This window comes from [Collinsella] massiliensis, from assembly GCF_002161605.1.
Classification (GTDB): Bacteria; Actinomycetota; Coriobacteriia; order Coriobacteriales; family Coriobacteriaceae; genus Enorma.
In genome coordinates this window covers 21,211-34,338 of the sequence record NZ_NFIE01000016.1, presented here as the reverse complement: position 1 = coordinate 34,338, position 13,128 = coordinate 21,211, and the positions used below count along the sequence as shown (strand labels likewise).

Genomic DNA, 13,128 nt, shown 5'->3' with positions numbered 1-13,128 from the left:
TGTGAACTCCTCGCGGTGACCGCTCGGTACCCCCTTGATAATTCACATGGTGTGCAATAATACTCACGAAGTGAAAGAGCGGGCGGTTGCCGCGGGGCGCCGCCGCATATGAGGGGCAGGGCATGCCAACAACCACCGTATGCACCCATGAACTGGGGAAATGCGATCGTCGCAGCCTGCGCTCGCAGCGGTTGCTGCGCCAGGCGCTCGCGGACGAGCTGAACAGCGGCCAGGATCTCTCCGGCGTGACCGTGGCGGCGCTCACGGAGCGCGCGGGCCTCACGCGCCGCACGTTCTACACGCACTACCGCGACATCCCCGATTTCATCGACCACGTCGAGGGCGAGATCCTCGATGAGCTGCGTACGCGCATCGCGCGCATCTCGGCGGCGGACCTGCCGTCGCTCTACCGCAACATCGATGCGCTCGAGCCCGCGCCTGGCTCGGTGGAGCTGCTCGCGTACCTCAAGCGCGACGGCGCGGTGATCGGCGCGCTGCTGAGCCCCCAGGGCGACGCGGCGTTCGTCCAGCGCATCCAGGCCATCGCCCGCGAGACGGTCGCCGAGCGCATGCGGAACGGCATCTTCCCCGGCGTGCTCGACACGTTCTTCGACTACTACCTGTCGTATGTGGTCGCCGCTGAGGTCGGCGTCGTGCAGCGCTGGTTCGCCGGCGGCCTGGCCGAGAGCCCGGAGACCATGGCGCGCATCATGACGGTCATCGCCTTCGTGCGCCCCGGCGACCTGTACGGCCAGCCGATCGACATCAACGTGCCCGCGTACGGCATGAAGCTTATGGGACTGAACGCGTGCGACCCCCGATAGGGGCCATGCGGTAAAGGAGGATTCGATGGTCAAGATTCCCGTGATGGGCGAGCAGGATATGCGCGCCGAGGATACGCTGAACGAGACGGCCGCGACGCAGGCGGCCGCACCGCAGGCGGAGGCACCCGCGCAGCCCGAGGCGCCCGCCACCCCCGCCGCCCCCGAGGCGACCGCCGTCGAGGGCGCGATCTGGAACCCCGAGGCGGCCACGGGCGCGCTGCACCTGGGCATCGACGTGGGCTCCACCACCGTCAAGCTCGCCGTGCTGAACGACGCCAACCAGATCGTCTACGCCAAGTACCAGCGCCACCACACCGACGTGCGCGCCTGCGCCCGCGACCTCTTCGACCAGGCCGTCCGCGTGCTGCCCGACGCGCAGATGACCTGCGCCATCACTGGCTCCGGCGGCCTGTTGCTCAGCCAGTGGCTCGGCCTCGAGTTCGTGCAGGAGGTCATCGCGAGCAAGCGCGCCGTGGAGACGCTCATTCCGCAGACGGACGTGGCCATCGAGCTCGGCGGCGAGGACGCGAAGATCATCTACTTCGACCAGGGCATCGAGCAGCGCATGAACGGCACCTGCGCCGGCGGCACGGGCGCGTTCATTGACCAGATGGCCACGCTTTTGCACACCGACGCCTCCGGCCTGAACGAGCTCGCCAAGGGCGCCACCACGATCTACCCCATCGCCTCCCGCTGCGGCGTGTTCGCGAAGTCCGACGTGCAGCCGCTGCTCAACGAGGGCGCGCGCCAGGAGGACGTGGCCGCCTCCATCTTCCAGGCCGTGGTGACCCAGACCATCTCCGGCCTCGCCTGCGGCCGTCCCATCCGCGGCAACGTCGCCTTCCTGGGCGGCCCCCTGCAGTACCTCTCCGAGCTGCGCCGCCGCTTCTACATCACGCTCGACCTCGACGAGGCGCACCGCATCGTGCCCGAGAACGCGCACCTCTTCGTGGCGAGCGGCGCCGCCATGGCGCACGAGTCCGAGAAGCTGAGCACCTTCCCGCAGCTCATCGAGGCCATCGACGCTCTCGGCGACACGCAGGGCTCTGAGGTGGCGCGCCTGGACCCGCTCTTCGCCACGCCCGAGGACTACGCCGCCTTCAAGGAGCGCCACGACAAGGAGGTCGTGCCGCGCGGCGACCTGGCGAGCTACCGCGGCCGCGTGTTCATCGGCCTCGACGCCGGCTCCACCACCATGAAGGCCGCGATGGTGGGCGAGGACGGCCAGCTCCTCTACACCTGGTACGGCAACAACAACGGCGACATCCTGGGCACGGCCAAGACCATCATGGCCGACTTCTACGCGCATATCCCGGAGGGCTGCTCCATCGGCCACGTGACCACCACGGGCTACGGCGAGGCGCTCCTCATCGAGGCGCTCAAGGCCGACTCGGGCGAGATCGAGACGGTGGCGCACCTGCGCGGCGCGAAGGCCTTCCTGCCGGGCGTGCAGTTCATCCTCGACATCGGCGGCCAGGACATGAAGTGCCTGCGCGTGGCTGACGGCGTGATCGAGCACATCATGCTCAACGAGGCATGCTCCTCGGGCTGCGGCTCCTTCATCGAGAGCTTCGCCGTGTCCATGGACATGGGCGTCGAGGAGTTCGCGCACGAGGCCATCGGCGCGCGCCAGCCCGTCGACCTGGGCAGCCGCTGCACCGTCTTCATGAACTCCCGCGTGAAGCAGGCGCAGAAGGAGGGCGCCACGGTGGGCGACATCGCGGCGGGACTCTCGTACTCCGTGATCAAGAACGCGCTCTTCAAGGTTATCAAGCTGCGCGACCCGCGTGAGATCGGCACGCAGGTGATCGTGCAGGGCGGCACGTTCATGAGCGACGCGACGCTGCGCGCCTTCGAGCTCCTCACCGGCGTGGACGCCGTGCGCCCGGACATCGCCGGCTGCATGGGCGCCTACGGCGCGGCGCTCCTCGCGCGCGACCGCGCGGGCGCCACGGGCACCTCGACCATCCTCTCCGCCAACGAGATCGCCGAGCTCACCGTGAAGCAGCGCCACGCGCGCTGCGGCCGCTGCTCCAACAACTGCCAGCTCACCATCAACGACTTCGGCGGCGGGCGCAAGTTCATCACCGGCAACCGCTGCGAGAAGGGCGCCGGCAACCACGGTAAGCGCAGCCGGGTGCCGAACCTCTTCACCCGCAAGAACGAGCTGCTGTTCAACCGCCCCGTGCTCGCGGAGGAGGACGCGCCGCGCGGCACCGTCGGCATCCCGCGCGCGCTCAACATGTACGAGAACTACCCGTTCTGGCACGCGTTCTTCACCAAGCTCGGCTTCCGCGTGGTGCTCTCGGACAACTCGAGCAAGAAGACCTACGAGGCCGGAATCGAGTCCATGCCGAGCGAGAGCGTGTGCTACCCGGCCAAGCTCAGCCACGGGCACGTGATGAACCTCATCGACAAGGACGTCGACTTCATCTGGATGCCGTGCATCCGCTGGGAGCGCAAGGAGGACCCGGCGGCGGGCAACTGCTACAACTGCCCCATCGTCATGAGCTATCCCACGGCGCTCGGCCTGAACATCGACGAGATCGAGAGCAAGCACGTCGAGTTCATGTACCCGTTCGTGCCGTACCACGACAAGGTGGAGCTCAAGCGCCGCCTGTACGAGCTCATCGCCGTCGAGCGCGTGGCCGACGCCGAGGCCGGCCGCGGCCGTGTGCGCGGGCCCAAGATCACGCGCTCCGAGATCGACGCCGCCGTGAACGCGGCCTACGAGGAGGACGCGCGCTTCCACGAGCAGATCCAGACCATGGGCGAGGAGGCTCTCCACTGGATCGAGGAGCACGGTGGCCACGGCATCGTGCTCGCCGGCCGTCCCTACCACAACGACCCGGAGATCAACCACGCCCTGCCCGAGCTCATCACGAGCTTCGGCTTCGCGGTGCTCACGGAGGATTCGGTCGCGCACCTCGTGAAGCCCGACCGCCCCATCCGCGTCGTGGACCAGTGGATGTTCCACAGCCGCCTCTACCGCGCGGCGAAGCTCGTGACGCTCCGCAACGACCTCGACCTCATCCAGCTGAACTCCTTCGGCTGCGGCCTGGACGCGCTCACCACCGACCAGGTGCAGGAGATCCTCGAGGGCTCCGGCAAGATCTACACCGTGCTCAAGATCGACGAGGTGTCAAACCTGGGCGCGGCGCGCATCCGTGTGCGCTCGCTCATGGCCGCGCTCAAGGACCAGGAGGCCGAGCGCGCCGCCGAGGCCGCGGCCGCCGGCGAGTCGTACGAGCAGGGCGACGCCGCCCCCGTGGCGCCGAGCGCCGACGCGCCCGCCTTCGCCACGCACAAGTACGCGCTCGCGGCGCAGCGCCGGGCTGCCAGCGCGGCATTCCCCAAGGTGCAGTTCACCGAGGAGATGCGCGACGCGGGTTACACCATCCTGTGCCCGCAGATGGCGCCCATCCACTTCGACCTGGTCAAGGAGGTCATGAAGGCGGCGGGCTACAACTTCGTGCTGCTGCCCTCCACCGACCGCGGCGCCGTCGAGGCCGGCCTGCGCTACGTGAACAACGACATCTGCTACCCGTCGATCCTCGTGACCGGCCAGATCATGGAAGCCATCGAGAGCGGCAAGTACGACCTCAACCGCACGGCCGTCATCATCTCGCAGACGGGCGGCGGCTGCCGCGCCACGAACTACATCGCGCTCATCCGCAAGGCGCTGCGCGAGAGCGGCAACCCCCAGGTGCCCGTCATCAGCCTCTCGGCCGTGAAACTCGACGAGCAGAACCCCGGCTTCAAGCTCACCGTCCCGCTGCTCAAGGCCGCCGTGTACTGCGTGCTCTTCGGCGACGTCATGATGCAGATGCTCTACCGCACGCGTCCCTACGAGGCCGTCCCCGGCTCGGCGAACGCGCTCTTCGAGGAGTACATGGAGCGTGTCCGCGCACTCGCGCCCAACTTCACGCGCCGCTCGTTCACGAAGCTCTCGCGCGAGGCCATCAACGCGTTCGACACGCTGCCGCTCGAGGGCGAGGGCACGAAGCCGCGCGTGGGCGTGGTGGGCGAGATCCTCGTGAAGTTCCACCCCACGGCGAACAACCACGTGGTCGACGTCATCGAGGCCGAGGGCTGCGAGGCCGTGGTGCCGGGCCTTCTGGACTTCTTCCTTTACTCCATGAGCAACGCCAAGGTGCAAAAGGACGAGCTCGGCAGCTCGGCGGCGTCGCGCGGCGCGATGGACGCAGTGATCGGGCTCGTGGACTGGATGCGCAAGCCGGTGGACGAGCTCCTGGAGAAGAGCGCGCGCTTCGAGCGGCCAGAGCCCATCTCGGTCATGGCCGAGAAGGCCACGCGTGTGCTGAGCCTGTGCAACAACATGGGCGAGGGGTGGCTCCTCACGGCCGAGATGCTCGACCTCATCGACCACGGCGCGCCGAACATCATCTGCACGCAGCCGTTCGCGTGCCTGCCGAACCACGTGGTGGGCAAGGCCGTGATCAAGGAGCTGCGCCGCCAGCACCCCGAGAGCAACATCGTGGCCGTGGACTACGACCCGGGCGCGTCCGAGGTGAACCAGCTCAACCGCATCAAGCTCATGATCTCGGTGGCGAAGGAGAACCTGCGCGCCGGCAAGGGCTTCGTGATGGAGAGCGTGAAGCCGCTCGCGATGGATATGGACGACAGCAAGTTTCGCCCGTTCCACGGCGATGACGCGGCGAGCGCGGGCAGCGGTTCCTGCTCGGCCTGCGGCGCGGTGAGCGATGATGCCGTGACGGCCGTCGCCGAGCGCCTCGGCCACAATGTAAAATAACCCCAGGGGTTATTTTACATTCGCGCGCCAGATGAGCGCGAGGCCGCGCAGCGTGAGCGTGTCGTCGACCGTGACGCTGTGGCGCAGGAGCGCAGCGAGGCTCGAGGCGCCGTCGCCGGTGAGTGCGATCGGCGCCTCATAGCCCAGCTCGGAGAAGATGGCGTCGATGAGCCCGTCGATGCGCGCGGCCTCGCCGAGTACCACGCCGGACTGCATGGCGGCGCGCGTGCTGCGCCCGATGACGCGCTTCGGCGCGCGCAGCTCGATGACGGGCAGCCGCGCGGCAGCCTGCTCGAGCGCGCGGGCGCCGAGCGCCACGCCCGGGGCGATGATGCCGCCGGCGAACGCGCCCTGCTCGTCTATGACCTCGAAGTTCGTCGTGGTTCCAAGGTCGATGGCCACGACGGGCGCGCCGTACGTCGCCCGCGCCGCCACCGCGTCGGCGATGCGGTCCGGTCCCACCTCCGCAGGGTCGTCGTAGCTCATGCGGATGCCGGTCTTGATGCCCGGCCCCACGACAAGTGCGCGCACGTCGCAGGCGGTGCCGAGCGCGGCGCGCCATGCGCTGGTGAGCGTGGGCACCACGCAGGAGAGCACAACGCCGTCGGGCTCGACGCGCGGCATGAGGGAGCGCGCCTGATTGAGCTGGATGCGCGCCTCGTCGGCCGTGATGCGCTCGCGCGTCGTGAGCGCGCAGGATCCGAGGAGTTCGACGGTGCCGGCTTGGGTCCCCGTGCCCTCGACCGAGAACAGGCCGATATGCGTCATGGTGTTGCCGACGTCGACGGTGAGAACGTGGGACATGGGGGCTCCTTCGCATCGTGTGATGGGGACACTGTACCACGGTCGTTCTGGGTGGCTGGCTGCGCGATGGGGGGCGTCAGGGGAGCGGATGGGGGTGCCAACCGTTCGCGATGGCGCCTTCGGCCGTGCTTCGAGGGGAATTTCACGGCGATCATCGAAAAATGGTGGTGTAGTTCAGATATGCACGATTGCGCGGCGCGATGGCGGGCTACGCGGCCGCATTTCGCATGCCTTCGGCACGTCACATGCTCATTTTCCCAGGATTTCCTCGTCCGATAGGGTTCGAGGGGACGCAGACGGACGCGCAGGGCGTGCCCCCATCGTGCATATCTGAATTTCATCACCACATTTTCGGTTCCGCGCGTGAAAAACGAGGCGGCGCGCGTTTCGTTGGACGTTCGAAGCATGTGCGCGGCTCTGCTGCACCGCCGCCGGAGCACGTTTCATGCATCGTGCATATCTGAACTAACGTGCTAGAAAACGCGTCAGCTTGAGAAAAACGCCTTCGCAGGGCATGCCGCGGGCTATAATCGACCGCATCCGGTCCGTAACCCGACTCCCCGCCGAGGGGGAGCGGATATACGAAGGGACGCATATGAGCGAAACGGGTACCCGCGCGGGGCTGCGCGGGCAGCTGAGCGCTGCCGGCATCGTTATCGGCTGCGTCGGCTGCGTCATCATCACGGCGTCGTCGGTTTACACCGCCCTCAAGATGGGCGCGCTGCCGTGGCCGACCATCTTCACATCCATCACCGCGCTCGTGCTGCTGCGCGCGATGGGGCGAACAAGCCTGAATGAAGCGAATATCACGCAGGTCATCATGTCCGCGGGCTCCATGGTGGCGGGGGGCATCGCGTTCACGGTGCCGGGCATCTGGATCTTGGGGCTCGGCGTGGAGGTGAGCTGGTGGGAGCTGCTCGCGGTGGCGCTTGTGGGCACGCTGCTGGGGCTCGTGTGCACGGCGCTCATACGCAGGCGCTTCGTGGAGGAGAGCGACCTGGAGTACCCCATCGGCACCGCTGCCGCCGAGACCCTGCTCGCGAGCACGGCGGGCGGCTCCACCGGTCGCAAGCTGTTCGGTTCCATGGCGTTCGCGGGCGCGTGGTGCGTGGCGCGCGACGTGCTCGGGTGGATTCCGGCGTTGGTGGCCACGCTGCCGATCCCCGGCGTGAGCTTCGGCATCCAGGCGTCGCCCATGCGCCTCTCCGTGGGGTTCCTCGTGGGCGGCCGCTCCGTTGCCTGGTGGATGGCGGGCGCGGTGCTCGCGGCGTTCGGGATCACCGTGGGCGGAACCGCGCTGGGGCTGTGGGACGTCGCGACGGCGCAGGGCATCGTGAGTAGCCTGGGCATGGGGCTCATGATGGGTTCCGGCCTCGGTGTGGTGGCGAAGGACATCGTTTGGCCGCTTGTGCGCGGCGCGCGGGATCGCGGCGGTCGCGCGGGCGACGCGGCGGAGGGCGCAACCGGGCGTGCGGCGGCGGACGCAACCAGGTGCACGGGCATGCTCGCCGGCGCCCTGCGGCACCTCTCGCGCCTCGATGCGGGCGCGCTCGCGTGTTTCGTCGCCGCAGCTGCGCTCATCTGCTGCATGGGGCTCGGGCTCTCGCCCCTTGTCTCCGTGGCGATCGTTGCGCTCTCGTTCGTGACGGCCATCATGAGCGCGCAGTCCGTGGGCCAGTCCGGCATCGACCCCATGGAGATCTTCGGCCTCATCGTGCTGCTGTTCGTAGCGGCATTCTCGCGAACCACCCAGGTGCAGCTCTTCTTCGTCGCGGGCATTATCGCCGTGGCGTGCGGCCTCGCGGGCGACGTGATGAGCGATTTCAAGACCGGGCAGATCATCGGGACCGACCCGCGCACGCTGTGGATCGGCCAGGCCATCGGCGCGCTCCTGGGCGCCGTGGTGGCGGTCGCGGTGATGCTCGCCATCGTGGCGGCGTACGGCACGGACGCGTTCGGCGCCGATGCGGAGTTCATCGCGGCGCAGGCGAACGTCGTGGCCACGATGGTCGCCGGTATCCCGAGCGTGCCCGCGTTCGTGATCGGCTTGGTGGGAGGGACGCTCCTGTACTGCGCGGGGATTCCCGCCATGATGCTCGGCCTGGGCGTGTACCTGCCGTTTTACATGTCGCTCACCACCGCGGTGGGAGCGCTCGTCCGCGTGGCGTTCGACCGCGTGCGCGCGGCGCGGGCGCAGCGCGCGGGTGCCGCGGCGGCGAAGGAGCTCGACGAGACCGGCGCGGTCGTGGCTTCCGGCGTGCTCGGCGGCGAGTCCATCGTCGGCGTCATCATCGCGTTCGCGAGCGTGGCGAGCGGGCTCGCGGGGTAGGTGTGCGAAGGCGTGCGGGCGCGGATCAAGGCAGATAGCCCGGGCGATAGCATGGTATGTGACCAGGCATCGCCCGGGACCGGGTATGCTAAAGCGCCTACGCCTTCGTCTTCATTTCCTGCTCGAAGTCGAAGTTGACGAGGTTATAGCTCAGCATATCGAGCTTGCTGCAGATAGCTTCAGCCGCAGTTTGGAAGGGGATGATAGCGCGAATCGCGGCAAGGTCGCTCTTTGAACCCACATTGCGTCCGGAGCTTGTGCCCAGTTCAAGGGAATATTCGTCGTACCCTTCAGTTGCCGCAATCACAAATACATGATCAGTGAGCAAGTGCAGTGCTTGTGAAAGTTGCATCATACGTTCATGACCCGGACCACCTAAGTCCACAAGCATCACGACATGGTCTTTGCGAATTTCATAGGTAGGTCCATGCACGAATTCTTCCATCTCGTAGGCGTTTGCAGCGATGCCCGTCATCTCATTGAGCTTGAGTGCGCCTTCGAGTGCGAGGCCGTATCCTCCACCGATTCCGACGGTCATGATGCGGCGAGCACGTACGAGCTCATTGATGTGCTCTGCGCAAAATGCCTGTGCCTTTTCAAAAGCATCCTGCATGCCGCCAATCTCCGTGGAGAGCGCGTCGATCAGTGCATCCCGCGTTTCGTCCTCAAGTGTGCCGCGCATGGAAGCCGCCATGATGCCGAAGAGGGCGAGGTATGTGCAGCTCGAAGGGAAGCCTTTGCCCACGTAGTAGTCATCTGTCCCGCTGCCATATTCAAACACATTCCCGCCTGCGGCATCGATGGGCGCATTGGCGTTACAGGTGAGCACCGCGACGGTATTGCCGCGCTCAACAGCCTTTTCGACGGCAGCAATGGTGTTCGTGCTCTTTCCCGATTGCGAGAGGCACAGCACGAATGTGTCGCCGGGTTGCAGATGGTCGTACAGTATGTAGCTCATGGGCCAGCCGACCGTCACCTCGATGCCGAGCGCGGCCTGCAAAAAATCTCGCATGGTCATGGCGATATTGTAAGAGGATCCGGAGGCAACGATATGAAGCCGCCGGTAGGGGCGAGCGCAGAAGAGTTGCACGAGGCCGCCCACGCGCTCATCGCGCGTATCGAGAATCGCGCGGCACACGGTGGGTGCTTGTTCGATATAGGTATACATGCTTCTCACGGTCGATACCTTTCAGAATTGATGCGGGTGACGTTAGACGATGATGCCCAGCAGGTTGAACACGATACCGAAAGCCAGAATGCCGAAGATAAGCGGTACGACCTTCACATTCTTGCGCAGCAGCCACGCCACGATGAGCATCGTCACGAGCGGCAGTAGGTTGGGCAGGATCTCGTCGAGCACGGCCTGCAGCTCGAGTGTGACGCCGTTGGCCATATTGAATACAAGTGGCGTGGAGATGCTGATCATCGAGCTCGTCATGGCGCCGATTACCATCATGCCGAGGATGCCTGCGCAGAGCGAGATCTTCTCGATGATGCCGTTTTCGGTCATGGCGTCGAGAATGCGATGCCCCAGCTCATAGCTCTTCTGGGCGAGGATGTAGCGGATTGTCCAGTGGGGGATATTGAAGATGAGCAGGAACAGGATGGGGCCGAGCACGTTACCCTGCATGGCGAATTGACAGCCAATGCCCGATGCGACTGTCTTGACGATACCCCACCAGAAGCTATCTCCGATACCTGCGATGGGACCCATGAGGCCGGCCTTGACGTTATTGATGCTCGCGGTATCGAAGTTCGGATCCTGCGCGTTCTGCTCTTCCATGGAAGCCGAGATACCCAAGATGAATGTCGAGAACTCGGGGTTGGTGTTAAAGAACTCGAGATGGCGATTGATGGCGGCGCAGCGCTCTTCGTCCGTGGTGTAAATCTTCTCGATGGCAGGCAGCATGGAGCGGCACCAGCCGATCGCCTGCAGGCGCGAGTAGATGAAGGGACCTTCGAGGCCGAACGACTTGAAGAACATGTTCGTAAGGTCGACGCGGCCCAGCAGGCGTTCAGCGCGTTTCTGTTCGACGGGTGCATCGGCGAGAGCGTCGAAGTCGTCGAGGATTTCGTCGCTCTCTGTGTTGGCTACCTGTCCGTTATCGGTGAAGAAGTACGCGATTGCAGCCGCACCTGCACCGATGATGGCGATGCCCATCGTGGGCATACCGAGGTACGAGGCGAGCACGAAACCGATGAAGAAGAAGGCAAGCGTTTTCGGCGACTGCGTAAGGTTGAAGAGCATGGCGAAGCCGAGGGCGGCAAGCAGGTTCGTGCCCGTGCCGATGGCGTTCATGATGCTATCGGGGATGGCGTTGGCGATGTTCGCGACCACGTCGGCACCGATAAGCAGGCTCAGGAACACCGACAGGAACATGAACAGGCACGATGCCCCGAAGATGATCCAAAAGGCTTGGGTAACGCGCTGTGGCGTGTTGCGCTCGGGATGCGTGAAGAGCATCTTGGCGGCGATGAGGTCGTATCCGGTCGTAGCGAGATGCTCGAGCAGGCGATAGACGATACCTACGGGAATCGCGAGCGCCACGGCAGCCTCGGCAGAAAGACCGCCTGCAATGGCGAAGCCTGCGCCCAGGACACCGGCTATGGTGATGTTGATGGGAATCGAAATGCCGATGCCCATCATGCCCATAGTGGCGAGCTCGAGCGTCCCGCCGATGATAACGCCTTGGGTAAGGTTGCCAAGGACAAGACCAGTGAGCGTGCACATAACAAGGGGTCGTGTTGATTTGTTAATTCCGTCGACGTACTCGCACCAACCGATTACGGCCACAAGACCGAGGAGCACTTCTTGAAAGACGGTCATGTGCATTCCTTTCTATGGATTAACAGACGTTGAGGGGGCGAGAGCTACGCAGGGAGCGTCTGCTCTGGTCGCGCTGCCGCTCGCCTGCGTGGCGCCTATCCCAGAAGACCGGCGAGATTGGTCTTTGTATCGCTGGGAACCTGTTGGGCGTATACCTCGTAGCCCTCATGGGAGAGCGCAGCGATGACTTCCGTATCGTGCGGGGTGAGGCAAACGGCGGGCAGGTACCGCTTCGAGCCGTCGCACTCGCGCATGCCGCCAACGTTGATGGCTGAAATACCCTCCGTTGATCGTGCGATTGCGGCGGCATCGTCGAGATTGTTTACCAGCACAAGCGCGCGATAATTCCGAGCTTTCTCTGAACCGAGGAATGCGATGGTCTTCTTGATCGTTGAGATAACCAGATTCATTCCTGCAGGCTTTGCAAGGGCGAATGTTGCCTTCGCGGTTTTGTCCTGGGACACCTCGTCGTTCGCGATGACGATGAGGTTGATCGGTAAGCTCTTTGACCAGGCGTAGGCAACTTGACCGTGGAGTAAGCGATCGTCGACTCGTAGCAGCTCTACCATGTGGACTCCCTCCGAACAGATTGGACGATACGAAAAGTATAGATATATTGCCCTTACTATTTCTAAATGTATATACAAAGTTACGGTTATGTTTCCTTAGCGGTATACTGAAAGCGGCAAACGGTTTAAAGCTCGCGCAAGCGGTAGGGTTCCGGATAACGGGAAAAGGGATCTCCCCATGGGTCAGACGGCGAAATATCGGCAGATTGAGGAGTTCATCAAAGGCGGCATCGCCGACGGTTCGCTAAAGGTTGGAAGCAAGATCATGACCGAGGAGCAGCTCGGTCGCCGCTTCGGGTTCTCCCGGATGACGGTCAACAAGGCGCTTCTGAATCTCTCGAAGGAAGGCTATATCGAACGAATTCCCGGTAAGGGCAGCTTCGTGAAAGCGACGCAAGTGGTGAAACCCTCCGACAGTTCGAGGAGCTTTACCGAAGACATGGAGGCCATCGGCAAGAAGGCGGGGTCCCAGCTGCTTTCATATGAGGTTATTCGTGGCGAGGACGCTCCGAACATCGCGGACCGCCTTGGGCTTTCGGATGGAGATCTCATTCACTATTTCGCGCGATTGCGAACAGGCGACGGTAAACCCATTGCCATCAGCTACAACTATGTTTCGGCGGCGATCATTCCCGCAATCGATGTGCGCTGTCTCGACCAATCGTTCTACGCCTTTGTTGATTCGCTTGGGCTACCGCGCATATATCAGGGGAGCGAGTTCCGCGCGGTACTTCCGACCCTTGAACAGCGGAGGCTTTTGCAGGCGGACGATATCGCGTTATTCCGTGTATCTCACTGCACCTATACGCGCGTTGACGGTGTGCTCGTGCCATTTGAATATACCGAGACGAATTACAATGGTGACATCTATTCGTATACCTCACGGGACTAGGGGATCGGGGCTTCTTCACGATAGTTCCCGCTGGCATCCTCCGGCGCAAAGCGCGCCCTGAGTGTCGCTTCAGTTCTGTGGACGTTTCATCGGATGCGCCATCGCGTGG

The 13,128-nt window shown here is 64.4% G+C and carries 8 protein-coding genes; 4 read left to right on the top strand and 4 right to left on the bottom strand.

Translation table 11 applies throughout. From position 1 onward, the window contains the following. The first annotated feature begins 122 nt into the window (after positions 1 to 122). Positions 123 to 824 carry a TetR/AcrR family transcriptional regulator gene (locus B5G02_RS07375; protein ID WP_043359952.1) on the top strand — a complete coding sequence of 234 codons (702 nt, stop codon included), beginning with the start codon at positions 123 to 125 and terminating at the stop codon, positions 822 to 824. A gap of 25 nt (positions 825 to 849) precedes the next feature. Further along, positions 850 to 5,598 carry a 2-hydroxyacyl-CoA dehydratase gene (locus B5G02_RS07370; protein WP_094335765.1) on the top strand — a complete coding sequence of 1,583 codons (4,749 nt, stop codon included), beginning with the start codon at positions 850 to 852 and terminating at the stop codon, positions 5,596 to 5,598. A gap of 9 nt (positions 5,599 to 5,607) precedes the next feature. Here the strand turns inward: B5G02_RS07370 and B5G02_RS07365 are convergent, their stop codons facing one another. Beyond that, the gene (locus tag B5G02_RS07365) at positions 5,608 to 6,402 is read right to left on the bottom strand and encodes a type III pantothenate kinase (RefSeq protein ID WP_094335764.1); all 795 of its coding nucleotides are present in this window, start codon (positions 6,400 to 6,402) and stop codon (positions 5,608 to 5,610) included. Between the two features lie 595 nt (positions 6,403 to 6,997). Here B5G02_RS07365 and B5G02_RS07360 point away from each other — a divergent pair. Beyond that, on the top strand, positions 6,998 to 8,731 hold the full coding sequence (locus B5G02_RS07360) for an OPT/YSL family transporter (protein WP_019239838.1): 1,734 nt from the start codon (positions 6,998 to 7,000) through the stop codon (positions 8,729 to 8,731). 97 nt (positions 8,732 to 8,828) lie between these two features. Here the strand turns inward: B5G02_RS07360 and B5G02_RS07355 are convergent, their stop codons facing one another. From B5G02_RS07355 to B5G02_RS07345, 3 genes are all read right to left on the bottom strand, one after another. Continuing rightward, positions 8,829 to 9,899 (bottom strand): SIS domain-containing protein, encoded by a 1,071-nt coding sequence (locus B5G02_RS07355; RefSeq protein WP_094335763.1) that lies wholly within the window; start codon positions 9,897 to 9,899, stop codon positions 8,829 to 8,831. Between the two features lie 42 nt (positions 9,900 to 9,941). Continuing rightward, positions 9,942 to 11,558, bottom strand: coding sequence for a PTS system mannose/fructose/sorbose family transporter subunit IID (locus B5G02_RS07350; RefSeq protein ID WP_162609758.1), 1,617 nt, complete (start codon positions 11,556 to 11,558; stop codon positions 9,942 to 9,944). Positions 11,559 to 11,653: 95 nt separating this feature from the next. Further along, the gene (locus tag B5G02_RS07345; protein ID WP_094335761.1) at positions 11,654 to 12,127 is read right to left on the bottom strand and encodes a PTS system mannose/fructose/N-acetylgalactosamine-transporter subunit IIB; all 474 of its coding nucleotides are present in this window, start codon (positions 12,125 to 12,127) and stop codon (positions 11,654 to 11,656) included. 178 nt (positions 12,128 to 12,305) lie between these two features. Between B5G02_RS07345 and B5G02_RS07340 the strand changes: the two genes are divergently transcribed. Beyond that, positions 12,306 to 13,019 carry a GntR family transcriptional regulator gene (locus B5G02_RS07340; RefSeq protein WP_094335760.1) on the top strand — a complete coding sequence of 238 codons (714 nt, stop codon included), beginning with the start codon at positions 12,306 to 12,308 and terminating at the stop codon, positions 13,017 to 13,019. Positions 13,020 to 13,128: the final 109 nt, after the last annotated feature.

Bases quoted from the DNA above. Each gene is read 5' to 3' on its own strand.
- B5G02_RS07345 (WP_094335761.1), bottom strand. From the start codon at position 12,127: ATGGTAGAGCTGCTACGAGTCGACGATCGCTTACTCCACGGTCAAGTT.
- B5G02_RS07360 (WP_019239838.1), top strand. From the start codon at position 6,998: ATGAGCGAAACGGGTACCCGCGCGGGGCTGCGCGGGCAGCTGAGCGCT.
- B5G02_RS07340 (WP_094335760.1), top strand. From the start codon at position 12,306: ATGGGTCAGACGGCGAAATATCGGCAGATTGAGGAGTTCATCAAAGGC.
- B5G02_RS07370 (WP_094335765.1), top strand. From the start codon at position 850: ATGGTCAAGATTCCCGTGATGGGCGAGCAGGATATGCGCGCCGAGGAT.
- B5G02_RS07350 (WP_162609758.1), bottom strand. From the start codon at position 11,558: ATGACCGTCTTTCAAGAAGTGCTCCTCGGTCTTGTGGCCGTAATCGGT.
- B5G02_RS07355 (WP_094335763.1), bottom strand. From the start codon at position 9,899: ATGTATACCTATATCGAACAAGCACCCACCGTGTGCCGCGCGATTCTC.
- B5G02_RS07375 (WP_043359952.1), top strand. From the start codon at position 123: ATGCCAACAACCACCGTATGCACCCATGAACTGGGGAAATGCGATCGT.
- B5G02_RS07365 (WP_094335764.1), bottom strand. From the start codon at position 6,402: ATGTCCCACGTTCTCACCGTCGACGTCGGCAACACCATGACGCATATC.